The organism is Dyadobacter alkalitolerans DSM 23607, assembly GCF_000428845.1.
GTDB classification, from domain to species: Bacteria; Bacteroidota; Bacteroidia; order Cytophagales; family Spirosomataceae; genus Dyadobacter; species Dyadobacter alkalitolerans.
The window spans coordinates 1-25,667 of sequence record NZ_AUAS01000009.1 but is presented as its reverse complement, the minus strand read 5'-3'; the positions used below and the strand labels follow the sequence as shown (position 1 = coordinate 25,667).

The 25,667-nt window shown below is 45.1% G+C and carries 22 protein-coding genes; 11 read left to right on the top strand and 11 right to left on the bottom strand.

Annotation, left to right across the window (positions count from 1 at the left end; translation table 11 throughout):
• The first annotated feature begins 99 nt into the window (after positions 1-99).
• From G395_RS0118200 to G395_RS0118185, 4 genes are all read left to right on the top strand, one after another.
• On the top strand, positions 100-2,523 hold the full coding sequence (locus G395_RS0118200; RefSeq protein ID WP_026631366.1) for an ABC transporter permease: 2,424 nt from the start codon (positions 100-102) through the stop codon (positions 2,521-2,523).
• Positions 2,524-2,700: 177 nt separating this feature from the next.
• Positions 2,701-3,999 carry a DUF4932 domain-containing protein gene (locus G395_RS29720; RefSeq protein WP_035361749.1) on the top strand — a complete coding sequence of 433 codons (1,299 nt, stop codon included), beginning with the start codon at positions 2,701-2,703 and terminating at the stop codon, positions 3,997-3,999.
• Between the two features lie 25 nt (positions 4,000-4,024).
• A complete protein-coding gene (locus tag G395_RS0118190) occupies positions 4,025-6,451 on the top strand; it encodes an ABC transporter permease (RefSeq protein ID WP_026631365.1) in 2,427 nt (808 codons plus the stop codon).
• A gap of 87 nt (positions 6,452-6,538) precedes the next feature.
• A complete protein-coding gene (locus G395_RS0118185; RefSeq protein WP_026631364.1) occupies positions 6,539-7,120 on the top strand; it encodes a DUF308 domain-containing protein in 582 nt (193 codons plus the stop codon).
• 31 nt (positions 7,121-7,151) lie between these two features.
• Here G395_RS0118185 and G395_RS0118180 read toward each other — a convergent pair whose 3' ends face one another.
• Complete coding sequence (locus tag G395_RS0118180; protein ID WP_026631363.1) at positions 7,152-7,739, bottom strand: Crp/Fnr family transcriptional regulator; 588 nt, start codon at positions 7,737-7,739, stop codon at positions 7,152-7,154.
• A 297-nt stretch (positions 7,740-8,036) separates the two neighbouring features.
• Between G395_RS0118180 and G395_RS0118175 the strand changes: the two genes are divergently transcribed.
• The 3 genes from G395_RS0118175 (at position 8,037) to G395_RS31195 (ending at position 10,588) form a co-directional block, all read left to right on the top strand.
• Positions 8,037-8,822 (top strand): hypothetical protein, encoded by a 786-nt coding sequence (locus G395_RS0118175; RefSeq protein WP_026631362.1) that lies wholly within the window; start codon positions 8,037-8,039, stop codon positions 8,820-8,822.
• A 54-nt stretch (positions 8,823-8,876) separates the two neighbouring features.
• Complete coding sequence (locus tag G395_RS0118170) at positions 8,877-9,989, top strand: ThiF family adenylyltransferase (RefSeq protein ID WP_051350253.1); 1,113 nt, start codon at positions 8,877-8,879, stop codon at positions 9,987-9,989.
• 113 nt (positions 9,990-10,102) lie between these two features.
• On the top strand, positions 10,103-10,588 hold the full coding sequence (locus G395_RS31195; protein ID WP_157486732.1) for a hypothetical protein: 486 nt from the start codon (positions 10,103-10,105) through the stop codon (positions 10,586-10,588).
• 35 nt (positions 10,589-10,623) lie between these two features.
• Here the strand turns inward: G395_RS31195 and G395_RS0118160 are convergent, their stop codons facing one another.
• The 7 genes from G395_RS0118160 to G395_RS0118130 all read right to left on the bottom strand — a co-directional run bounded on the left by G395_RS0118160 (position 10,624) and on the right by G395_RS0118130 (position 18,597).
• Entirely contained in the window at positions 10,624-12,756 is a 2,133-nt protein-coding gene (locus G395_RS0118160; protein WP_035361710.1) for a T9SS type A sorting domain-containing protein, read from the bottom strand.
• A 30-nt stretch (positions 12,757-12,786) separates the two neighbouring features.
• Positions 12,787-13,854: a hypothetical protein gene (locus G395_RS0118155; RefSeq protein ID WP_157486731.1), complete on the bottom strand. Its 1,068-nt coding sequence runs from the start codon at positions 13,852-13,854 to the stop codon at positions 12,787-12,789.
• A 113-nt stretch (positions 13,855-13,967) separates the two neighbouring features.
• Entirely contained in the window at positions 13,968-15,248 is a 1,281-nt protein-coding gene (locus G395_RS0118150) for a hypothetical protein (protein WP_026631358.1), read from the bottom strand.
• Complete coding sequence (locus G395_RS0118145; RefSeq protein ID WP_026631357.1) at positions 15,235-15,819, bottom strand: RNA polymerase sigma factor; 585 nt, start codon at positions 15,817-15,819, stop codon at positions 15,235-15,237. The genes G395_RS0118150 and G395_RS0118145 overlap by 14 nt, the downstream gene beginning before the upstream one ends.
• A 49-nt stretch (positions 15,820-15,868) precedes the next feature.
• Positions 15,869-16,810: a hypothetical protein gene (locus G395_RS0118140; protein ID WP_026631356.1), complete on the bottom strand. Its 942-nt coding sequence runs from the start codon at positions 16,808-16,810 to the stop codon at positions 15,869-15,871.
• A 189-nt stretch (positions 16,811-16,999) separates the two neighbouring features.
• Positions 17,000-17,869, bottom strand: a complete 870-nt coding sequence (locus G395_RS0118135) for a manganese catalase family protein (RefSeq protein ID WP_026631355.1) — start codon at positions 17,867-17,869, stop codon at positions 17,000-17,002.
• Between the two features lie 167 nt (positions 17,870-18,036).
• Positions 18,037-18,597, bottom strand: coding sequence for a hypothetical protein (locus G395_RS0118130; protein ID WP_026631354.1), 561 nt, complete (start codon positions 18,595-18,597; stop codon positions 18,037-18,039).
• 71 nt (positions 18,598-18,668) lie between these two features.
• Here G395_RS0118130 and G395_RS0118125 point away from each other — a divergent pair, with 71 nt between their 5' ends.
• Both G395_RS0118125 and G395_RS32910 read left to right on the top strand, forming a co-directional pair.
• The gene (locus G395_RS0118125) at positions 18,669-19,082 is read left to right on the top strand and encodes a hypothetical protein (RefSeq protein ID WP_157486730.1); all 414 of its coding nucleotides are present in this window, start codon (positions 18,669-18,671) and stop codon (positions 19,080-19,082) included.
• Positions 19,079-19,201, top strand: coding sequence for a hypothetical protein (locus G395_RS32910; RefSeq protein WP_262485397.1), 123 nt, complete (start codon positions 19,079-19,081; stop codon positions 19,199-19,201). Before G395_RS0118125 ends, G395_RS32910 begins: the two co-directional genes overlap by 4 nt.
• Positions 19,202-19,224: 23 nt before the next feature.
• Here G395_RS32910 and G395_RS0118115 read toward each other — a convergent pair whose 3' ends face one another.
• From G395_RS0118115 to G395_RS29710, 3 genes are all read right to left on the bottom strand, one after another.
• Positions 19,225-19,746 carry a 2'-5' RNA ligase family protein gene (locus G395_RS0118115; protein WP_026631352.1) on the bottom strand — a complete coding sequence of 174 codons (522 nt, stop codon included), beginning with the start codon at positions 19,744-19,746 and terminating at the stop codon, positions 19,225-19,227.
• 473 nt (positions 19,747-20,219) lie between these two features.
• Entirely contained in the window at positions 20,220-21,467 is a 1,248-nt protein-coding gene (locus G395_RS0118110; RefSeq protein WP_051350238.1) for a hypothetical protein, read from the bottom strand.
• A gap of 206 nt (positions 21,468-21,673) precedes the next feature.
• Positions 21,674-23,011: an APC family permease gene (locus G395_RS29710; RefSeq protein WP_035361708.1), complete on the bottom strand. Its 1,338-nt coding sequence runs from the start codon at positions 23,009-23,011 to the stop codon at positions 21,674-21,676.
• Between the two features lie 448 nt (positions 23,012-23,459).
• Here G395_RS29710 and G395_RS0118100 point away from each other — a divergent pair, with 448 nt between their 5' ends.
• Complete coding sequence (locus G395_RS0118100) at positions 23,460-24,098, top strand: outer membrane beta-barrel protein (RefSeq protein WP_026631350.1); 639 nt, start codon at positions 23,460-23,462, stop codon at positions 24,096-24,098.
• A 1,285-nt stretch (positions 24,099-25,383) separates the two neighbouring features.
• A partial coding sequence (locus tag G395_RS0118085; RefSeq protein WP_026631349.1) for a transposase occupies positions 25,384-25,667 on the top strand: 284 nt, incomplete at its 3' end.

Here is a 25,667-nt window from a genome sequence, read left to right as displayed (position 1 = left end):
CAGCAATGCGCTTTACAACATAGAATCGATGATTATCGCGATGGCATAATACTTGACCTGGCAATCAGGAATACTGACCAACCTAACCGACCCACGCGATTGCTACGAAATTATATCAAAATGGCGCTGCGGAGCCTGATCCAAAACAAATGGTACTCTGCAATTACGGTTACCGGGTTAGCCACCGCATTGACGATCGCGCTCTTTATCGGTTTGTATATCAAAAATGAGCTGAATTTCGACCGCTACAATGAAAATTCAGACCGTATATACCGAGTAAACAGCGACGTTAGCTTCTCATTGCAAGGCCTGCAAACGGCCGCCGCTCCTACCCCGCTGGGTGCAACTTTGAAAAGAGAATTCCCGGAAGTGGAAGAGGCTGTCAGGTTGAGCAAAAATCAGAACTGTCTGGTAAAAAGCACACGCGACAATGTTCGTGAACAGGCTATTTTGCTTGCAGATTCTACTTTATTCCGTGTCTTTACATTAAAAATGCTGTCGGGCAGCCCAACAACAGCCTTAGCAAAACCCAATTCAGTTGTTATTACCGAGCGAATGGCCAGAAAGTATTTTGGGACAGTCCATGCCTTGAATAAAGTTTTGACTTTCAATAACAACGAGTCCAGGCAAGTAACGGCTGTCATCGGCGACATTCCAGCACAATCACATTTCCAGGCCGACTTCATTCTGCCACTTTGGGAGACCAGGGACGCGAAAGCAGACAAATGGGGAAACCATATTTTTAACACCTACATTCTGCTCAAACCCGGAACCAGTCCAGAAGCCGTCGAAGCTAAATTTGAGAAAGTATTGCAAACCTATCTTGACCCTGCCTTACGACGTTTTTTCAACACAACATTAGCCGAAGCACGCAAGCAAGGCAACTACTTCCGGTATTCGCTGATCCCACTCACAGACATTCACTTACATTCCAACAGAGCCGGTGAACTGATGCCGAATGGCAGCATCGAATATATTTATATTTTCACTGGCATCGCCCTTTTCATCCTGCTGATCGCGGTTGTGAATTTCATCAATTTAACAACGGCCCGATCCATCAAACGTGCACGGGAAATCGGTGTCCGGAAAGTGTTGGGGTCTAATCGCATTGGTTTGATATATCAGTTTTTGTCTGAGTCCATGCTGATCGCATTTATCTCAATGCTCGTTGCGATTGGAAGCTTGGTAAGCCTGCTGCCTGTTTTCAATTCATTGACCGGCGAAAGTTTGTTGGTCTCGGAATTCACAACGATGCCGGTTGCTTTCATTGTATTCCTGGGCGCAGTTGCTGTTGGCTTATTGGCCGGAATATATCCTGCCTTTTATATTTCCTCTTTTCAGCCGGCAGCCGCCATCAAAAACGGTTCCGGCTCACATCCGAAAAGGCAAAGCCTGCGCAGTTCGTTGGTCGTATTTCAATTTTCGATGTCAGTGATCCTGATCATCGCGACTTTACTGATTAACCAGCAGCTGCAATTTATTCAAAGCAAAAACGTGGGCTATGGAAAAGAACAGGTAATTATCCTGAATACACCCGAAGTGCCGGAAAACCGGCTTCGCACTTTTAAGGAAATTGCTTTGCAGGATGAACAGGTCAAGGCGGCGAGTATCAGCAGTTTTCTGCCCGTAACCTCCAAACGGAACGGCGACTACTGGTATCCTGAGGGCCAGACTGACCAAAAGTATTCGGTACCCATGCAGGAGTGGGAAGTTGATGAAGATTACTTGGCAACGTACAAAATGATGTTGATTCAAGGTCGTAATTTCATGAAAAGCCAGGCGGCTGATTCATCCCGCGTCGTGATCAACGAAACTGCCGCGAAACAGCTTGGCTACAAAGAACCCATTGGAAAAAGCATTCACAAGCAAGGCGGTGAAAGATTAACAATTGTGGGTGTCGTCAGAGATTTTCATTACGAATCGTTGCGAACCCGAATAGAACCGTTGTGCTTCATGCTGGATGCTGATATTGTCTCCGGCAAAAGCATTGATGCCGTGTCGCTGCGACTGGAAACATCGGATATATCCGCTTCAATATCCGCATTGGAAAATAAATGGAAGAAAATCGCACCCGGTCAGCCGTTTGAATATTCTTTTCTGAATGAAAGTTTTGATGCAATGTACCGTGCAGAACAACGGACACAGGCGCTTTTTACAACGTTTACAACCATTGCCATATTCATTTCGTGTCTGGGCTTGTTCGGTCTGGCGACATTTATGGCCGAGCAGCGTACCAAAGAAATCGGCGTCCGGAAAGTGCTGGGCGCATCTGTAAAAAGCATAGTAACGTTGCTCTCGGGTGATTTTTTAAAACCCGTATTATTTGCCATCCTGATCGCCTCTCCTATTGCATGGTACATGATGAGTCGCTGGCTGCAAGGCTTCAATTACCGGGTTGAAATCCAATGGTGGGTTTTTGTCCTGGCCGGAACATTAGCGGTAAGCATTGCCTTAATTACCGTTAGTTTCCAAAGCATCAGAGCAGCGCTTATGAATCCTGTGAAATCACTCAAAAATGAATAGTATCTAGCAGCGGGTATTTTACAATCATTTAAATAAACCGTTAATTGTTTTGTCATATTTCTATATTTAAAAATGAAGCTAATCCGTGTTTTCGTATTCATTTGCTTAACTAAATTCACTGCTCTAGCACAGCACAATCCAGTGCCCATTTTGCATGCATCTTCGGATAATTTAATCATGTACCTGGATGGTCAACGGGATGATTTCAATGGTATAAATAAACTTGGTCCGCATTTCAGTTACGTTTTCGTTGTACCGCAGGATTCGTCCGTATTCAAGCTGGTATCAAAATCGGATTCCATATTAATGGTGCTGAAACCTAAAAAGAATAGTGTATTTAAAATTGTCAGAGAAACCCAGGGAGACACAGTTACGTGCGTTTTTTCAATACAAAAATTAGTCAAACCTGCGTCCTTCAGTGATGCATATAAAGTAAAAAATGAGGGTAAAACTTCTACTGAAATTCCGGAAGTATATGAGTTGGTAAATATCATCATTGCCCTCACCCGATACGGAGAAACGAATGCCATTTATAAAGACACGGACTATTATAAAAACGTGATCACCCATTTTACTGCGTATAAGCAGGAAGCAGCTGTACGGTCAGTCGATTCGCTGTTGCAGCTCTCGCCGGAATTCTTTTATCTACATTTAAAAATGGACAGTTATGCGTATATCTTCTCTGGTGATAAAATCGTAAACGGAGGCATTTATGATCGAATAGCATCTGGCGAAAAGAACGAATTGGATCCTTACATTCCAGTTTTGGAAGCATTTGCCAGCAAATCCGGATTTCGTGCATTTTACAAGAAGCAATTGCCTTATTATACCGGGTTGAAAAAAGATTACACGGATAACGTTGATGTATCCGGCATGAAAAAATGGCTTACACGCGAATTTCCAGCCATTAAGAATTCCGCTATCAAAGTGATCTTTTCTCCTTTGGTCGGATGGAACCAATCTGCCAGTTCTTTAACGGATAATGGTTTTACAGAGGCACAAGCACATGTCAATTTTCCTTTTATTAGTGGGAAAGATAAAGCTCAACCTGCCGGAGTTTTGAAAGGTCAGCGGATGATGATTGCATTTACCGAAATTAATCATGCTTACCTGAACCCCGAAGCAGAGAAGCATGAAAAAGCCATTCATAATTCATTCAAAGATTTGTCCAACTGGGTCACTCCCGGCAAACCTTCCGCAGGATATAATAATGCACTGGTGTGTTTTGAAGAGTACATGAATTACGGATTAGTTACATTATTTTATTCAGATATTTTTGATCAGAAAACATTTGCTTTACTCAATGACCGCATTGAAAACATCATGACCGAGTCGCGCGGTTTTCAGCAATTCAAAGCATTTAACCAGCAATTGCTGCGCTTATATAAAAACAGAAAGCCGGGTCAGACTGTTGCCGATTTGTATCCTGATATAATTAATTGGACATCCGGGCAAGCCGGCAACGAAGGCAATTAAAAAACACATTCAAAAGCAGAAAAACATGCTTACAAACTACCTCAAAATCGCCCTTCGGATTATCAGGAAGGACAACACGTTTACACTTATTAATGTCGTGGGTCTGGCCACTGGTTTGGCCGTGGCGTTGCTGATCATTCAGTATGTTCGCTTTGAATTAAGCTACGAAAAATCTTATCCGCTGTCGGAGCAGGTCGTGCGGATCTCTATGGATTACCTGAACAATGGCGCATTGGATGCGCAGGATGCTGAGATGTATCCGCCGGTCGGGCCCAGGGCGATGCGCGAAATGAACGAGGTTGTCAATTTCACGCGTGCTTATCCGTTGCGGAAACCCAATGTGACTGTCCAGCTGGACGATAAATATTATCTGGTAAACAATGTCTACGCGGTCGATTCGGCCTTTTTTTCAATGTTCCATTATCCGCTGCTCAGGGGCAGCCGGAAAGATCTTTTTACCAAACCGCGGCAGGTTGTCCTGACAGAATCGTTGGCGCTGGCTTATTTCAAGACACTTGACATTCTCGGCAAAACATTAAAGTTACCGCGGAGAAATGGCACTGTTCTGCTGGAAGTGGTTGGCGTGGTGCCAAACAGCCCCGCAAACACGCACCTTAAATTCGATATGATTGTATCTTATCCGACCATGGTGTCGGATTTTGGCGAATCGGATGATAATTGGAACAACAATAACACATACACTTATCTTCAACTGGACACAAATACGACTTACGAAGCATTTACAAAATCGCTGGCTGCGTTCAGTGACCGGCTGGTCAACGAAAAGAAGATAGTTAATGAGCGGGTCGTTGCGCAGAAGATCAGCGATGTTCACCTGCATTCTAACAAGACTTATGAGACCGAACCGGGCGGCGACGCGCAGTCGGTGTATTTTCTGCTGGGAGTAGCATTTCTTGTGTTACTGACTGCTTTTGTAAACTATGTAAATCTTACCACCTCCAAAGCGCTTGACCGCGCGCGGGAAATTGGCATGCGTAAAGTGGTTGGTTCAACGAGTGGTCAGATAAGGACACAAATTTTCATGGAAGCCGTGCTCATCAATGTGCTGGCGGGACTTGTGGCGGTTGTGCTGGTAGCAGCTTTTTCTTCGGTATTTATTGAGATGGCGGGGCTACCCGAGGGTTTTGTTGTTTTTGAAGATGCTTTTTTTTGGGAGAGTCTCGGGACATTCCTGTTATTGAGTATTTCTTTATCGGGCTTTTACCCGGCCTTTGTTCTCTCTTCGTTTGATCCGGCCGCTGTGCTGAAAGGGCAGTTCTCTCGTTCAGCGAAAGGCGTATTCTTGCGCAAAGCCTTGGTTGTTTTTCAATTTACAGTCACGATCATCCTGCTTGTGCAAACGTTTGCCGTATACCAGCAGGTGAAGTTTTTGAGGCAGCAAAACCTGGGCCTCAACATGGACCATACACTCGTAGTTGAAGCTCCGGTGGCAAATGATGCGCATAAGGACAATGGCGCGTTCAGGCAAATGCTGCTTGACCAGTCCAATGTCAAATCGGTTTCATTTTCGGGAACTGTGCCAGGTCTGGGATCGACGCAAATGGGAACGACGACTGGACTGAATCTGTCCGGGGCCGCTAAGAAAACGTACTACAATTACTATATTACGGAGGCTGACACTTCGTTTTTCAATGTAATGGGCATTAAACTGCTCGCTGGAAAAAACTTCGATGCGATGACAATTCACGGTTTTTCGGACACCATCAACCGGCAGCTGATCGTCAATGAGGAAACCATCCGGCTTTGGGGGATTGCGACGCCCGAAGCGGCAATCGGTAAGGGTGTTGATATGTGGGGACACAAAGCAACCATCCGGGGCGTTGTCAAAAATTATCATTACGAATCACCAAAAGCCGCCCACATTCCAATCATCCACCTGTATTCTCCGCACTTCCGTTCATTTGCAAGTGTGAAATTCACGGCGGGAAATGCGGATGAGCAACTTGCTTCATTGAAAAAGGTTTACGAGGCCAACTTCCCTTACGCACCATTCAGCTATTTCTTTTTAGACAGCGAATACGACAAACAGTATAAATCCGACGACCGCTTCCAGCAGGTTTTCGGCGCATTAACCGGCTTTGCCATCCTGATCTCCTGCTTCGGCCTGTTCGGACTTGCAACTTTTACTGTCTCAAAGAGAACCAAGGAAATCGGGATCCGCAAAGTAATTGGGGCAAGCACCACAAGCCTGATGCTTTTGTTGTCCAAAGATTTTATCAGGACTGTATCTATAGCCATACTCATCGGCTTACCGATCACATTCTTGCTGGTCAAAAACTGGCTGGCGCATTACGCTGTCCGCATTGAACTGAGCTGGTGGCTTTTTTCCGCTCCTGCCCTGTTGGTCATGGTGTTGGTACTCATATCCATTGGCAGCAAAACAGTTGCTACGGCGTTGATGAATCCGGTCAAGTCTTTACGTAGCGAATAGATTTTTTCTTGTTTTTAACCTAAGTGAAATTTTGGCAGGAAAGAAGGGCGAAACTTTGGGGTGACAAATAACTTAAATTTTGAAATCATGTCATCTTCATTTGTTTCCCATTCAGTAACCGGCGGTCCTGCCACCGGCATAGCCCACGCATTACGCAGGCTTTATTTCATCCGCGCCGCTTTCTCAGTGATTTGGGCAGTTCTCATCACACTTTTTGCTGACAAATCGATGGGCATTGCTACTGCGCTGCTCGTTATTTATCCCGCCTGGGACGTGGTGGGCACTTTCCTCGATATCCGTGCCAATCGTAATAGTGCCTCCGCAACCCCGCAATATGTAAATGCGCTGATCAGCATTGTGACTGCTCTGGCTGTGGGCATTGCTTTGCAGAAGGGCGTTCCCGAAGCGCTGATGGTATTTGGCGCCTGGGCCATCTTTACCGGTCTCATTCAATTGATCCTTGGTCTGCGCCGCAGAAAGTCACTGGGAGGCCAATGGCCGATGATCCTGAGCGGAGGCCAGTCGGTCCTTGCCGGCATTTCGTTTATCGTTTTGGCCCACGACCCGACAAAAGGAATTGCAAGTCTGGCGGGTTATGCGGCTTTTGGCGCCTTTTATTATGTCCTGGCCGCTTTTCGTTTATCCAAAACTGCCGGTCCTGCCGCGTAATCCTAAATTTATAGCCGGCAATGGTCCGGCTTTATTTTTTAATGCGTTTTCTGATCCGGCTCAGCGACGGATTGGTTATACCAAGGAATGAAGAAATGTGATAGGCTGGTATGCGCTCCACAATGTTAGGATGTTCTTCCAGTAATCGCAGATAACGTTCCTCGTGAGAAAAAAGCATGAATTCTTCGGCACGTGTCTGCGCATAGGAAAAGAACAGCTCGGCAAGTAACCGTCCAAATTTCGCCCAGTTTGGATTGCTGTCGTACAAGCCATTGAGGTCTTTGTAAGAGATAAAAACGATTTCAGAGTCCTCCATTGCTTCGATAAAATACCAGCAGGGATTGCGGGAGATGAAGCTCCGGAATGAAACCACAAACTGGTTTTCGGAGAAAAAGAAAAGATTCTTATCCGTTTCAGTTTTAGGATCGCGGTAATAGATGCGAAAAATGCCCTTCACTACTAAACCCAGGTCGTTGCAGACCATGCTCTGCATATTGAAAAAATCGCCTTTTTTAATCTTCCTCGGCTTCCAAAATGGCTGACTTTCAGCTATATCCCTGTCCGTCAGAGAAGCAAATTGTTTCAGGTGCTGTGCGATAATGCTGTTTTTGTCAGCCATTTCATCAAGCGGATTATATATGAAAAATATGATTGCGTACCAGTGCTGTCAGACCAGAAAAGGTCAAATCATCACGAAGTTCTGCAATCATATCGGGTTAAGTTTTAACCTAAGTTAAAAATTGAACAGCATTTCTGAAAAACATCAAATTGCGCTCCGAGGCATCGCTTCATTTTTATAATTCTTAATACTTCTTAATGAATGTTTAAAGCCTGGCCTGTCAGCTGACAGTAGTTTTGTTCAACGCATCGATTACGGGTTTCCAGCCATTTGTTTTAAACTTAAAAATCTACTCCAATGGAATTTAACTTCCAGTATTTACTCAGCCATTTTGAACTCAGAGAACTTAAAAGCGAGGCCGATTTAACAGACCATCTTGCCCTGAGAAGAAAGATTTACCAGAAAGAATATTCAGGAGAATATCTGGACAATAAATATGATCTGCTGCCAAGTGACTGGAAAGCAAACCTGATTGGAATATTTTCCGAAGGGCGACAAATTGCTACGATCCGGGTGGTGAGAAGGGAGGTTAATGCAGCGATTGAAAAACAGTTGGCAAGCATTAACCATAAGTTTGGCCTCGGAATCAAGCCCGACATGTCTGATTCTCTTCCAACCGAATATGCCTTTGATATAAAATCCGGCAACAACCTGCATTTCAGAGACGCTACTGTCGAGTTGAGCAGGGTTGCTGTTTCGGACGAGTTTCGGGGGTTAGGGTTGTGCAGATTTGCTATGTTGGCGGCGATTGGGATTTCGATTTTAGATAATGCCAAATATTGCCTTTACTCGTGTTCGACGAATGCGGTGAAGTATCACGCGGATCTGCTGCCGATGATGGCGGGAATTTATGCAGAGCAAAATGACAATGGTTATCCAGGCTTTAAATTTCCCACTTCTTCGGCTGCTGTGCTTTCGGAGATCCACAGTATGTCGCAAAAGCACATCAACCGCGCCATTCTCGCCGGTATTGTTTGCAGATATGGCATCGATGTCTTAGGCGATCATTTCTCAGAAAAAACTGTAAAAGCAGAGCCTGAAAGTAAATCGCATCTTGCTGAATATAATGCCGTCAGCGCTTAATACACATTGATCTTACTCAAAAAAAATTCAAATCAAATTCCGGACAGAATGCGCATGGATACATTAACAAAGCCCGCGGAAAGGACTTCTGAGCGACTGGAAGCTACATTCAGACCACTTTTCTATCGCCTGCATCATTTGGAGGACAAAAAAAGGCTGGAAGTTCTTATGGAGCGGAATCCTGACATTATGATGTTTGACACCATTTACGATCAGCTTTTTGAACTTGTAAAAATTGAAAATCCTGCCATCAGGCTTAGCCCCGAACAATCAGACGCCTGCATACAGGAACGTCTCGGCGGACTGACATTTCAGGAATATGGTGTCTGGGTTTATTATCCTTGGAGCAGGAGGTTAGTCCATTTGCTTGATAATGAAGAATTTGGAAAGGTCAGGACCAATCGGAACAACTGTAAGATTACCCGTGAGGAACAGCAATTATTGTCTACCAAAAAGGTTGGCATCATTGGTCTGTCGATCGGGCATGCGGTTGCCATGACGCTGGCAACCGAAAGGTCGGTGGGCGAATTGCGGCTGGCCGATTATGATCTCATCGAGCTTTCAAACTTAAACCGCATTCAGACCAGTACGCACAACCTGGGCATGAACAAGTCTGTTGTTGCTGCGCGCGCGATCGCAGAAATCGATCCTTTTATCCAGGTGCGGATCGTTCGCAACGGGATTTCGGAAGGCAATATCGATGATTTTCTGACAGAAAACGGAAAGCTTGATATGCTGGTAGAAGTATGCGACGGTCTCGACATTAAGGTCCTCGCACGGCACAGGGCACGACATTTCGAAATTCCGGTCGTTATGGACACCAGCGACCGGGGAATGATCGATATCGAGCGTTTCGACAAAGAGCCGCGGCGTCCAATCCTGCACGGCCTGCTTGCGGACATTGATCCCAGCAGTTTGAAAAATCTTTCCACACAGGAAAAAATACAGATTGTGGGAAAAATAATTAACACAAATGACATTTCGGAACGCCTGAAAGCCTCGTTGCATGAGGTTGGAAAAACGATTTCATCCTGGCCGCAGTTAGGCTCCGCCGTTGCACTGGGCGGGGCGATCACGACGGACACCTGTCGCAAGATCCTGCTTGGGATTGATGTAGAATCGGGAAGGTATTATGTTGATATCGACCGGATCATCGGGGCGTTGTGACCATTATCGTTTTGTAAACTGATGACCATCACTTTTATCCGACCGATACTGATTTAGCTTTGCCGGAAAGCAGGTCACGCCTGCCACAAACCTGTAAAGCCAAAAAAAGCTCTATGAAAACTTGTATCGTCCTGATTTCCCTAGCATTCATTTTCCTCACTTCCTGTAATTCCGGGCCTACTGAAAATACAGGTCTAAATAAAAAAACATCGGATTCCGACAGCGTCTTCAATTTCTGCTATGCTTCCTTCGTCAAAAAAGACACGGTGCTGCTCAATGCACTTGTTTATGGAGACAGCATCAAGGGCAGCCTGGGTTACAAACTGTATGAAAAACATCAGGATAACGGCCTGCTCATGGGAACAATGCACGGCGACACCATCTGGGGCCTGTACACATTCATGTCATCCGATTCCGAATATGTCAACGAAGTCACATTCCTCCGAAAAGACACATTACTCATAGAAGGACGCGGCAAAAGAACATTTAAAGACGGCAAATTCGCATTCAAAGACAGATCCAAAGTGCAATACTCAGGTGTTGCGCTGGCCAAAACCGATTGCAGGCAATTGCCGGAGCGGAGTGAAGCGAAACGTTAAAATGTAGGCAAACCGCGCGTCGTGCAGTTTGCATTTCAATTAAAAATAAGCTGTTTGGTTACTTTCTGGCCTTTGCCGGTTACCTGGATAATGTATTTGCCCGATGGCAGGTGGCCTGTATCCAGCTGCACCCTGCTTCCGAAAGAATCGAGAGAAACTGACTTTAAGGCCCTTCCTTTGATATCGAATAAGGTAACCCGCGCGTCCTGAATGTCGTCCTTTGACTCAATATAAACGAAATTGTTCTGGACCGGATTAGGATACACGACGACATCAGTTTTCTCAACTTCCGTGATCTCTAATGATGCCTTGTCGGAATAGCAGCTAAGTACATTATTTTCCAGAGTGTATGCAACTTTTGCCCGGGCAGAATACAGTCCGGTTTTCAAAATTTTAACGATTTCGGCAGTGGTGTCGCTCTCTGACCCCGGTCTGCTCCACAAAAATTCGACCTTGTTGCCCTCGCCTTCAACGCGCGCCATGAGCGAAAACGGGCCGGAAGGTTCGATAACGGGCGGCGCAACAGGTGGCCGGATCATGAGGGAAGAAGGGGCCGAATTTTCTGAAAAACAGCCGAATACATTTTGTCCTTTTACATAATAATTACCACTTTCTTCCACCTTTGCAACCGGCCCCGTCGCAAAGGGCGTTGTGGAACCTTCGCGATACCAGGTGTATAGATCTGTCCCGCTGGAAATATTGAATTGAAATGAGGAATTGGCGCAGGCTTGCTGCTGGCCTTCTTCCACAATGCCTGGACGCACCGGCTTAGGGTCGCTTTCCAGCACGATGATAGGCGTAAGAATGGAGTTTCCCGATGCGTCCCTGACGGTTGCGCGGTAAGTTCCGGGGGAAGATATCTGAATCGTGTTGCCGCGTTCCCCAGTCGTCCATTCATAGGATTGATAACCTGTCGGGAGCGAAACGGTGACTGCATTGTTTTCGGTAACGCAGCTTGTAGTGACCGGCGGCAGCTCTGCCGGATTGGCTGGCGTAACAGTTGAGAAAAAGTTGGCGTCCAGACTTGCATTCCATGCATTGGCCAGGATGGTTAATCCTTCCACACCTTCGAAATGCGTTCCATCGATTCGGTTTGGGACCAAAGGATCGGTTTCAGGCCCGGGATATGTTGGATTAAAGTCTGTATTCAAAACAGCATTCTGCGCGGCAATAATATCGGGATTGACTGACGATGGTATTTCTCTCGCAGCGGATGCGCGCGATGTTCTGGCAATAACCCAGGTAATCCTTTTTCCGGTATCAATGCCCAGGCGATTCATGAGAAACTGCAAGTCACGGCTGTAATCGGCCGAAGGTGTTTTGTATACAGCGTCAGTTTCTCCCTGCATCCAAAGCACTGCCCGGACCCCATATTGGTTGACATAGTTACGGGCAGCAATTCTCAGGTTGGCGTAGGGCATATCCTTCGCATACACATGTCCGTATAAACTCGTCGTCGGGACGCCGGCGGCACTTTCCGCCCAGTTTTTAATGGCTGTTCCCTCCCAAGCAACATTAATGAACACAACGGGCACATCCAGATGCGCAACCAGCTGGTCACCAAGAATGCCCCAGCACCAGGCGGTTTGGCCGCGGGGCGACATTGTTTTCAGGTTACTGGTTATTTTTGAAAAAGATGGCGGCACAGGATCAGTCAGCAAGTCGGGATATTGGCCGAGCTCGTCGTTTTCGTAGTTATCAATGTAGAGCACGCGATCGTCCGTTGCGCCGGGAGGAGCAGGTTTGTCTTTGAGCCCTTGTGCATTGGATTGCCCTGCAATGATGAAGACCTCTCCCACTCCCATGCGTGTGAGAACGTCACGGCCTACCACGCTGCCATTGGTTATGCCCCTCACTTCCAGAGAGTACCAGCCTCCTTTTAGCTTTATATCCCCCAGAAAAACGCCCCCCTGCGGCTTCTGTTGCAGCTCCTGCCATGGAATGTCTACTTCCTGGCCTTTTGCAACCGGGACTGCCCTTATTTCTATTTTGTCAACCGGCACCGAGTATGTGCCGGAAACCGAAACGGTCCTCCAACCCTGAATATCCCTTTGATATACAGCTTGATAAACCGGAGAGGTAATTTTAATTTGAGAGAAAACAACGGGCGAGCCAAAAAGCACGAGCATTAGTGCTTTCGCCAGAACACAAAGTATAGATTTATGCATTGGTATACTTAAAACTGTAGGGATTTGGATTTACTGCGGCGAGGAATAGGAATAATAAACGAGTGCTTTCTGCTCATTGTAATGCATGCTCCAGCGCTCGCGATTACTATTATACAGTTCGAATTCATAGCACTTGAAATTCTCGAACTCACTTTTAAAACTTTTCCCAAAATTCTGCTGGCTGTCCAGGTTGAAGCCGAAAAGATGAGATTGCCCCGCGAACAGGTCCCGGAAATACTTGATTTCACTCGTTTTCAAATTGGAAATCCACGAGAGTGTTGTGAAATCCGTGTTAAATTGTCTGATACGGTTAAACTGAGGAATAGATATTAAATTTCCATCCTCGTCAAATCGCATCCCCGACAATCCGGTAACACCCAGAAAATTGACAGTAACTGAGTACGTTTTTGACCCATCCGGAAAGATGCCTACCCCACACTCCATGAAAGTAAGCTCATTATTTTCCATAATGTGCTGCCTGCTTGGCTCATTCAAATTGGTCAGGCTGTTGACAAAGGCGTGGTTGGGCTTGTGTCTCGAATTGATAAATTCCCGGATCTTTTCGGGAAGGTCATCGATGGATTTTGTGACGTAGGAAGTTTGTTGGTAAGGCCGGAGAACAACACGGTCCTCGTTTGCCGTCAGCACATAAGCTTTTCCATTCAGGTGATAATCATAGACATCTTCCTTATCCACACCTCCCGTATAGTAAGATTCCACGACCCTGTGATTGCTGATGCGGCCACCTCTGATAGCCAAAGTTTGCAGCTTCGCAAGTAGCTCCTCAGGAATTTCTTCGTCTGCCTGCCTGGCCGTGTTTAAAATGCCTGCATTATTGACAACCGATTGATAATTAGCGCCTTTATACCGAAAACTGAGTTGATAAACCTTGCCTAACTCCAAAACCCTCATCTTCGAAATTTCCGCAGCCGGATATTTTTGGTAAATCATGTCCCTTGCGCTGCCGGGGACATCCAAATGGGGTTGAACTTTTTCGCGGCTGCACCTGCTGATGAGCACAACTAGCATGAAAAATGTTGCTACTACGAGCGTTTTAGAGCCTGATAGCAAGGGCACAGCCTGATCCTTAGCCTGCATTCGGAGGTAGAGTTGAGTTTTTTTATACAGACGCGATTTCCCTATGTAACCGCTGCTTCATTTCTAAAAAAATTTTAAAGAAATTTCCCCAATGTCGCTCAGGATAATCCGACTCAATTATTAAATTTCAAACCGAGCGAAATCCCAACCTGATTTGTCCTGATTTTTACATTTTCTTCTGCTGTCAGCATGCGAAGCAAGTTATATTCGAAGAAAGGCCCGATCAAAATCGTAGCCTTAGGGCCTGTAAAAATCCTTTTGCCGGCGGCTATTGTTGCTGCGAGCAACTGCTGATCCGAGCCTGTAACAGAACGGGAATACTCCATTCCTATTTGCGCGTACAGCGCGCCCAAAGGTTTTGTCTCGAAATCGAAATGCTTCCTGGCGGCCAGGCCTACGACATCAAATGTGCTTTTTACAACACGGGCCGTGCCCAGTCTTCTGAAATTGTAACTTGCATTTGTCGGCACGGCGGTAAACTCTTCGAGCGCATACACGTATTCCGTTTGATACTGCAAGTGACTGTAATTGAGCATCAGTTGATAGCTTTTTACCTGCATCCCAACACCGATTTTATAACCAATATTGGCGACAGAATTGGGGAAAGAAACCTTCAAGATACGCGAATGTGCGCTTGGCAGCAGATAGACACTCTGCGATGTATTTGTTCCTGAAAAACTAACAAGCATAGCAGGTTTCCAGGAACCAGCGGGCTTGTTGTCAGCCACATTTTGCGCAACGCTGTCCGGCGTCGTTGCTAGCAGAGGCGCTGTGATCATGGGCAGCGGCAATGCTGGATATTTCAGGACATGATGGAGGTCGAGTTCTGTTACATGAATGTTGTCGATATGGGTCGGGGCGACCGACTTGTCATAAGCCTGGTCATGGGCGGAGGCGATTTGCTGGTTGTTAAGTTTGAAATTCTGAGACAAATCCAATATTCCGGATTGTGTTGCCGCGGGTTGATTTTCAAATTGAATTTTTGCCTTTTTCTTAACGGCGACGCGGTGTTCGGATACAACTTTGTGATCATCATGAATAGCGGATGGAGCTTCTGCAGTAGTATTTATACCCGTTTCACTGCCCTGGTTTTTGACATTGATTTTCACTTTATTTTGCTCAGGCAGTGCTTTTGGAGTAACATTTCCGGTTACCGGCTTTGTTGAGGCAGCGCCCATATCTTTTCGGCCAGCATTTACATACCACAGAAAAAGAACCCCCATAACAGCCAGAAGGCCAAATGCAGCCCATAAGGGTTTGCGGCTTGGCTGATGGCCCAGTTCTTTGTAAATGCGCTCGTCCAGAGATGCTCCGGGTTTTCGCTCAAGATTTTCGAACGAGCTTTTCAGCGCATTTTTTATAGCATCATTTAATTCATCATCAGAGGATTTCATGCTGCTTGATTCCTTTTTGTTCCAATAATTTGAAAAGTAAGTTACGTCCGCGTGCCAGTTGTGAACGGGACGTTGCCTCCATAATTCCCAGCATCCGGGCGATTTCAAAATGCTTATAACCGTCGATAAAATAAAGGTTTACCACAATGCGATATCCGTCCGGAAGTTCATTGATCGTTTCCAGTAATATTTCCACGTCCATCCGATGCAAGACAGCGCTGTGATCGTCCACCTGCCATTCCATTTCCACATTCTCATAGGAGCTGCTCAGGATTTCCTTCCGCGTGACCTGATTATAGTAATCGATCGCATGGCGGATCATAATGGTTTTCACCCAGCTGTCGACGGATTCGGGGTTCGATATCTCTCCTATTTTAGAGAAGATCTTCATGATTCCTTCCTGAAATATATCCTCGGCTTCGGCCAAGGTTTTGGCATACCGCACACAGATCCCGAGCAATTTCCCTTTGTACCGATCATAAAAAACAACCTGAGCCCGTGAATCCTGCCGTTGGCAGGCCCTCACAAGCTCGGTCAGGTCCGTCTTTAATTTCGATCTAAAAAAGGCCATTCAGTAGTTTTTGATAATTCGCGCTGCTTGGCCTGAGAATAATATCCAACTATTTATAAACATAGGATGAATATTGTTCAAATATCACCTCCCCGGAATTTCCATTCAGAAAGACTTCATGGGTTTCACTAATGAAATCACGCGTGCCTTCGGGGCCGCTTTTTCTTTGAAAAACATATCTGATACTACTCAGATCATTATATTTCGCTTCGAAAGCCAGCGTGTTAGGCACATTGAAATCTGTAAAACCTCCCTTTATTTTATCAAATAGCTCGGCGCTGCCGACCTCATCATTGCGCTTGTCTTCCAGCGGCGATCCGTCCGAATTTTTTGCGATCCACTTCACATTGCCCTCCTGGTCAAAAAATATGGGAAACAGCGCTGCTTCGGGATGGATTATGTATGTCTTTTTATTTGCCTGATCTTCGTTGACGACTATTTGGGCGCTATCAATGTCAATTTTGGCCTGATTACAAAAAGACGCAATTTTTTCCGGCACCTCGGACAGCTCCACCTTATATGACTCAACCGGATAAGGTGCGCTGAGTTTTACAATGTGCCAGTCGGCAAGCACATAATAGTTTAAAAGCTGAGCCTTTCCGTTCAGCATGTACTGCATCCGCGCTGCATTATCGCCTGCGTTTTCCCGCAATTGCACATTGGAAAGTGTACCTCCCGAAATTACAAGCTTGTCTGTCAAGCCTTTATAAAGACTAACATCATTAGAATTTATGAACACATCACCCGAAATAGCCGAGGGGCTTATTTGCGTTTCATATGAATTTGCGCGGCTAAAAAACTTCGCCTTCCAAAGTTTATCCTGAATAAGTGTTTTGAAAACAAACTGCCCGGCATCCGGGTAACGGGTCTTGATCGCGGAAATAGCAGTTTCGGGCACCACTTCCGTATCCGGCTCTTGTACGTCCACAACATTGTTGCAACCGAAAGTAAATGCTGTAATGAAGCAGAGCAGTAAAATCTTCTTGTTCATTGAAAAGTCTTATACAAGATTATTAGCCTTCTTAGCTATGACCGATTATCACCTCAAAACGCTGCTTGTAAACTTACATTTTTTATTTTACCTGTAAAAAGTCAGCAAGGCGTGGCAGTATTGAGTAGTAAAAAGCAAAAAAAGGGATGGCCAACAATGTTAGCCACCCCTTTGAAACAACAAAACAAACTATCCAATGATATCCTTCACCTTATCAAAAAAATCGGCGTCCGGTTTCACTCCCTGTTCGATTTGACCATGGACTTCTTTGTCACCGGGTGCCAGAGAAGGCAACCCGCCTGTGGGAACTGCTTTTTCAAAAGTAAAGATGCCTTTGCCATCGATTGAAGTCCCTTCCGTCCATCGCCCTCTTGCATTTGTATTGCCGTCCACGCTCGTGCTTATGAAGCTGTAAGCCACATTTTCGTTTTGAAGGTTCGAAGGGAAACTGTTCGGGATCGGATGGGTATCCGGGCCAAGTTCTTCAAGCACCGCCATCCACTGGTTTTGGTGCATCGTATCCCGTGCGATCAGGAACGCAAGCATGTCTTTCATTCCCGAGTCATCCGTCATTTCGTACAGCCGTGTAGCCAGCACCCGGCCTGTTGCTTCCGCCATTACATTGGCGTGCATATCGGCTGCAATGTTGCCGCTGCTCACAACCCATGAACCGTTGAAAGGAACACCATTAGCGTCTGTCGCCATAGCGCCAAGTCCGCCTGAAAGAATGTGACGCGGATCGCGACCACCCATCACCGCTTCCACCATCGGGTTAGCTTTCGCCATTTCGTCCTTCAATGCACTCGAAGAGCCTTCCAGGTTTAAACAAACCGCCGTCGCCAGCATTTCGATGTGCGCGATTTCTTCCGTTCCCGTTTCCATCAGCATATCCCTATACTTTTGAGGCCCGCGGGAGTTCCACGACTGAAACAGATATTGCAAGCATACCCGTATCTCCCCTTCTATCCCACCGATCGCCTGCTGAAGAAGCTTCGCAAATTGGGGATTGGGTTTGTCAACCCTTACATTGTACTGCAGTTTTCCATCATGATAAAACATATCAAAAAAATTTAAGGTTATAGAATGGCGAGCGGGCATATAAAAACTATACCAGAAGCGAAGCTGCCATTGCGATCTACAACCTTATGCTCGACTTGTTATCAGGTGGTTTTTACGAGATAAATGATTAAAAGTATGCTGGCCAGGATTGTGCCGGTCTATGGAAGTTATTTTTGTGGTTCTACATGGTAACCCTTCGTTTTCAGGATAGACAAGATTTCCATTTCCGAGGTCTGATCTTTCCTGAAACTCGCAGAAACAAGTTTGCTTGTTATGTGAATAGTCGCTGGCCTGACACCTTCAATCGCTTTCAAATCCGTGAGAAGTTGTGTTTCGTTGTCGGCCTCCGTCAGAGTGAGTTGAATGCGGCCATGATTTTTGAAATACTCGAAACGCTGTTTTGCCAGTTGCTGCTGCTCGGTTTGAAGTGGTTCCATTATCCCAAACACCAACGCGCCGAGCGCAAACGCAAAACTTAATAGGTATGACCATTTGGCTGTCTGGTCATGCCGTTTCACTCGCGAGCGAAATATGCTAATAAGCTGAATGCCCAGGTATAACAGCAACCCAATCTGCAGAATGGAAAAAAATGGTTTGTAGCGGCCTAGTATGTGAAAATTGGAAAACGAGCCAATTCCTGCAACAATAAGCGGAAATAAACAGCAGCCAACATGGAGTAGTGAAATCAATAAAGAGACGGGTAATGCGGCGGTTAATCTTCTGGACATGAAAAACGAGATTTGGAGCTCAAAATGTTTTTTATCATATTTGCAACATTGTTGCAAATAGATCAAGTTCCATGATGTGCAAAATAATCTCTTACGGGCCAATCGCTCTTTTCCTGGTCGCTTCCTTGAGTTGCCAGCCCGATCAGCAGAAAAGCGAAACGCTGGTTGAAGCAAACAACCTGCATATAGAGTCGTTCGCCACTGCTGAAAAAATTCAGCAAAAGCTGGATAGCATCAAGAAAACCACGACAGATAAATCCACACAAGCAAAGCTTGATAGCATCGGCAATCTCGTCAAGTTGTGGGAAGGCGGTTTGATTGAAGTCCCAGGATTTGCCCATGAGCACCACCACGGAAGTCATGATCACAAGCCAGCGCCGCAAATGACGGACCAGTCTATGCTGGAATTTCAAAGGAATGCCAAACAAGCCATCGAGCAGATCGGGAAACAGGTTAGTGAACCGCTTCAGCCAACGGACCGATGAAAACACATTTTGCAATTCTGCTGAGCATCTTCTTTTTTAAAGCTGCTCTTAGAGATCCGGTTGCAATCAGCCGGAAACATCTTGCCGATGTGCGTTTTACTAAAAAGCTCAATAAATAACTTGATATGCATTTTTTATATCGCTAGCCATTAAAATGATCAGTCCTGAGAAACTCCCACGGCCCGCCAAGATATCTCCACAAATGCACGCCCTTGGCAGCAAAGCTGAATGGTTCGAAGCTCGCCCTGAGTTCGGCTTGCAAGCTTTTGGCAACAGAAGGGTCCACCTTGTTCTGGACAGTGATATGGAAATTCCTTTTCTGCTTATCCTGATTAGTCAGCACCTCGTGATAATGTGTTTGCAAACTCTGGTGAAGCAAGGCCAACTCGGGTGACACAATTTTAAAGGCCGTCCCGCCGCCCAGTGACATTACCTGATCGACCTTAACCTCGAATACAACCTGACTAGCCGCAAGCATTTGCATCTTCTCAAAGATCCACGGCTCGTCGGGCAAGGCGTTGAACAAAGTCAGATGGGCATTCAGATAATTTCTCTCCTTTGGAAAATGCCGCACTCGCAAATCGTCGAAATAAGCCTGTGCAGCTGGATCGATTGATAGTGTGGCTACTAACGGTGGGTTTATCAAAACTTCTTTATTTTCCATATTAATAATAATGCTTATTTGAACTGCTTATTATTCACCAAATTAAAACACTATAAAATAACCAGGCGGTATCAAAGAGGAGCAAGTAAAGCACACAAGCTTGACAGCAGCGAAACTGAACGAAAAATTGATAAATTGACACGACTTAACGTGGTCAATCTGTTACGACAAGCCTAATTTCATTTATTCCAACATTATGATTCGTCGATTTACATCCCTAATCTGCCTTTTTCTGAATATTTATGTCGCTTACGGACAAGTGACAATCACCAACGTTTCCACACCGGAACATCTGCCCATCGCCGGAACAAAAGCGAGTCTCATACCGCCGAAAAGCTTTGAAAAGGCAGCTAACTTCGCTGGCTTCCAGCAAACGCAAAGTGTATCGAGTCCAGCAGAGCATTGTTGCCGGGAGCAATAATAAAATGCCGGGCCGGAGAATTTCCGTCCGGCATTTTATTTAAAATCAAACTTTATAACGTAACCCCAAACCCCGTCCTGATCGAAGCAAGTATGCGATTCGCGTCGGGCTGCCGGTGGAGGACATTGTGGCTGGCATTAAATGACACATCAATGTAGGCCTTCTTGAACAATGTTTGCTGAAATCCTGCTGCAGCGCCGACGCCCAGATGTCTTTTCTGCCTCCCTTCACTAAAAACATTTTCACTTTGATAGTAAACAAAATCGCTGTGCGGCCCAAAGTACATGCCCGAGAGATTCTGCCCGCCCAACCCTCTTCGCATCGCCTCTTTTTGCTGAAAATAGTAACGTAATTGCAATGCCGGCCATATCTGCAAGTCGTTACTTCCAGGGCCGGGAGGTTGCGCGGATCGTTTGGAAACCATTCGCGCGTAATCCGCATTGACTTGTCCGTTCAGGGACAATGGACCGCTGCCGAACTTTCGCTCATAAGCCAGGCCAATCGCGCCTTGTACAAATCGTGAGGATAAATATATTTTGGGCCACAAAAGCTTCCATTGCTGCTGCACGTTTTCGTCACATCGAAACACTTCGCACACCGGCACATTTTTATTTCTTTTCCAATCGCCAAAAGCCAGTCCCATGCTCGTTCGTGACGCAATGGCGAAGTCACTGGCTTTATGCAATGCGTATTCTGATTGAAGTGGATAATGCTCATTTGAGTATCGCTGATAAGACGCTCCGATTGCAAACTCAATCCGCCCATTGTTGAGAAACCTTCTCTGTAAGCCAAATTCAACACCAATTGTTGTTAACTGATAGTCAATATCCGCTTTTCCCCAACGTTTCCCGCCGACAATTGCCAGGTAATTGCCTGTGAAATTGCTCACGCTTACGCCCTGATTGATCCGGCGTTTCATATCATAATACCAACGTCCATAAACATTGCCGTCCAGCACGCCGTTGAAACCGAGCTTGCCTCCCCACCCACCGTTGAGCTGGACATCTGTTCCAATTGAGAAAGCCGGAGCGATTTTATATTCATAGCCAAAGCCGTAAAACAGGGTTTGCAGCGCATTGTTGTCCACTGTGAACAGGTAATTGGGTGCAAATGTGAGGCTCAGCTTAAACATGTGCCTGGTCGGCACTTTTGTCATAAACACATTCTCATATCTGTCGATAAAGCGTTGCTTCGTGATGGTGTCCTGCTCTTGGGAAAATGTGACCGGAATACTGTCCTGCGCAGTCGCGGTATGCCAGAGAAGCGGGCAAAACAGAAAGAAGTAAAGGAATTTCTTCATGATCAAAAGAGTATCATTTAACAATACAGCATTAAATGTCCGTGCATATGTTTATTGCAACCAGTCGTCCTTAAACACAAAGAGGCACTTTCAGCAGCAAAAGGTTGTATGACTTAACGCAAATGATTTGCAGAAACCTTTTGTCATCTCTTTTTGGATTGCTACTGCTTGAATCAAGCTTGGAAACCAACGCAATCCTCTACTTTTTACTTGACCATCCTGGCACGGAGCGTTTTTAAATACTTCAGCAAGTAGAATAGTAAGCTTAAAACAACCAGGGTAAATAACATTCCTACTATTTCTGCTTTTGTAAGGTTGGATAAAAAAACAAGAATGGTTATAACGGCCAGAACGGGAACCAGGTAGCCCCCTGGAATTTTAAAAGAGGGGGAATCTGCCTGATCTTTTATTCTTAACTTAATTACTGCTAAAGCAACTCCTAAATAGATCAAAAGCACGGAAGAGGAAGACAAGATGGCTAACTGTTTAAATTCACCCGTAATAGCCAGTAAACAGCCTAAAGTGGTGAATGCAATGACTGAAACATAGGGGGTGGAAAATCTGGGATGAATAAACGCTAAGGCTTTGATGGGAATCACGCCGTCCTTGGCCGAACGGAATAATACCCGCGGCATATTCAATATGTCTCCACTTAAATAACCAAACATAGAAATGCAAGCCCCGAGTATCATTAAGGTCGCCCCGAAGGGCCCCATTATTCTTTTGGCCACCTCGGCTAAGGGAGCGGCTTTATACCGGGGGAATGCATCGCCCAGTATTCCCTGAGCAACCAATTGCACGGCTATGTAAAGCAAAATAATAACCAATAAACTTAAAAAGATGGCCCTTGGAATAGTTTTCTTCGGGTTCTGAACTTCCCCGCTAACGCTTAAACTATTCTCTGCTCCCTGAAAGGCAAAAAACAGGATCAGGGAAACACTGCCAAAAGAAGGAAGGGAGGGTACTTTGTCCCATTTTAAATTCTGCAGTGATATTTGAGTTGAACCCCAGATCACTAATAGCAGCAAGGGCGCCAGTTTAGCTATTGTCGTTAATTTCACCAAAGTAATGCCTTGCTTTACCCCCCTGACATTGACTATGGTTAGACCCGAAAACAGGATCAGGAAAAAAACGGCTCGAAATGCTTTTTCTTTAAATACGGGCAGCATGTAAGACAAGGTATCTGCCAGGGCATTAGCTACTGCTGCTGTTGCCATCAGGGAAGCTCCAAAGATAAACAGGTTGGTGGTTAGAAAACCGAAATATTCTCCAAAGGCGGCTTCAATGTAAGCATAAGCACCTCCCGTCAGAGTTACTTTACTTCCTACCTCGGCAAAGCAAAGCATGATTATTGTTATCAGGAATCCACAAAACAAGTAGGCCAGTATGCCGGCAGCTCCCAGTCCCTGGCTAACCAGAGCGGGCAAAACAAATATGCCGGAGCCAATGACCACATTGATGATATTAGAGGTTAACCCCCAAATTCCAATTTCTCTTTTTAAGCCTTCTTTTGTGGGAAAGTTACTACTGGTAGTATGCCGCATATAACAATTGGTTGTGGGTTACCTGACTTAAAATATTGGTGCTTTCCTTGAGATATGACTAGCAGGGAATGATGGCAATAATGTAAGATTCCGTGAGATGAAAAGATAGATTAGTTACAAGTACAAAAAGAATACCTAAGCTCAAGGAAGATCCTTTTTTTCGATCTCGCCGATCGATGGTGTTGCCAAATTGAGAGTCCATTCTTATTTTCCATGAAATCAAATTACACTATCTCCGTTTTACGGTAAGAAGCGCGTACTTTCAACATAAAAAATGAACCGAGGGTAGGAATATCTAATATCAGTAAATATTAGCGTTCCATAGCAGGCAACTTGTATCCTAACTAAGTAATTAGATTAGAGTCCTGTACCTAAATTGACATGGCCACCATAAGGTCAAGTTTGAAGTTTGGCATAGATAATTATTCATCTTCAAAAATGAGCCGCAATGAAATCAATATTTTCTGCTTTATTGTTATTGCCTGGCTTTCTACTATCTGGTCCGGGTGCAATCAGCCAGAGTAAGTTTGCGCTATCGGCAACAGTGGCCCCGTACTACGGGCACATAAAATCCAGGGTAGAAGCAATGCTGCCTGATCCGAATGGTAGCGGTGCAATCACATCTCAAGTGTTGCGATCCGAAATATCACCGAAAGGGTATTGGGCCGGCTTGAACGGTAGATATTCATTTTCACAAAAATGGTCGGTGTCCACGGGCTTCTGGTTTAACCACTCCAGCACCAGTAAGTCTGGCACCAAAAGTCGGTCCCATCATTTTTCGATTCCGGTTATTGCCAATTTGCAGATAACTGAAAGGAAGCTGTCACCGTACCTCTCAGCTGGTGCATTATGGAATTTTGGTACAACAAGCCGGCTGACAATACCTGACTTAGGAACGGTTACTTTCAAGTCAGATCGCAATACTTCGAGGATATCTTCTTTAATAGGTGCAGGGGTAATTTACCATTTTGCCGAGCGGTTATCCCTGGTCGCACAACCTACTTTTACTTATGCGATCCCGCCCTCCAACATTAACATCCACGCCTATCAGCTAAGCCTGAATGTGCAACTGATGCTAAAATTGTAGCTTAGTTCTAATATTGAAGTAAATAGATTGGTGCATGCAAGGCTAATTGACATCACAATTGTAATATTCATCCCTAACGCGCTCATGAGTAGGGATCAATTGTATAAGTTGCCGCGTCGGCGGGCTAATTGGTCTGTCAAGACAAGCTTAATATGCGGCTGTCGGGCGTCTGGAAAAGCAACGATTTCAATTAGATGTTATTCGGGAAGAATGTCCGGCCATGTTTTTGTTAATCAGTGCTTGTAGCCCCTTGAATAGCCGACTTCGGTATACTAATTTTAAACAGCTCCGCGGTAATTGTAATCTCCGATTCAATCATTTTACGATGAAGATCGTAAACCTTGGCTTGGAGCACGTCCAAATATGAATTTATGCTGTTTTGGTGAGCACTTTTTGTAATTTATATTTGCTCACCGAAACGCTCACCAAATATTTGAGAATAATTGAATTTTTTTGACTTGGCATCAACAAACAAAAAGCCCACAAATCATTGATTTGCAGGCTTTTGATACTTTTTGTAATTGATACTTGTGGAGATGCGGGGAGTCGAACCCTAACAGTAACCGATTTATTTTCAAATACTTATAATCCCACGAAATGCAGCAGTCCCGAATTTGCCTCTCAATTTGAAAGTTACATTTAGAACATCTTTTCTCTTGTTCAAAGATACAATCTTCAAGCGTTCCCAGCAAATGTCGGTACAGTTACAATCCAAATATTACCTTAGTCAAAATACAGGTATCTACGTGAGATATAATGTTGCATTGGAGATTAGCAAACAATTCATAACATCCATGAATTCGTTCTCGCTGGCTAATCGTTACAAAGAACCGTAAAGTTGAGTTTGAAAATGCCTGTTAGAATAATGTATCGGACCCGCGCTAGTAAGTTCATCAGTCCAAATCTTTGGTATCTTAATCTTAATCCGGGGCGTGCATCCAAGATTTTCCCATGGAATTCAGTTTCAAAACTCAGTTTTCTCCAAGCATTAAAATTACAAGTTTGTCTGCTATCCTCTCGTAATTGCCATACCTACAAATTGTCTTGTCCTGAAATAAGTTGACCACAAATCATTAAATTATGGATCAACTCAAACAACTACGGATGCGGCAGCATAGACAAACCATGCTTCAAATGGTATCTGAGATTCATCAGGGCAAACTTAACATTACTCAGGCAGCTAACAAATTTAGCGTCACACGTCATACGGTTAAAACTTGGTTAGATAAGGTAGAATGAGGTGGCTCCAAAAAACGGCACACATTTTTGCACATTATGATGCAGAATGAAAGACCCCAAATCATTAAAGACTCGTCGGAGCTACGATGCTGATTTCAAGCAAGAAATGACCAGGATGTTGACTTCGGGCAGAAGTGCGAAGGAAATTTCGGAGTCATTTGGAATTGCCGAGAATGTTCTCTATCGTTGGAAAAGGATGGCAACAAAAAAGACAAAATCGAATAGCGGAGAAAAGGTTAGCGACAGAGCAGCAAAGTTGGCTGGCGAAGTAGCAAAACTACGTGCTGAGAACGAGCGCTTAAAAACTGACCGCGAAATCTTAAAAAAAGC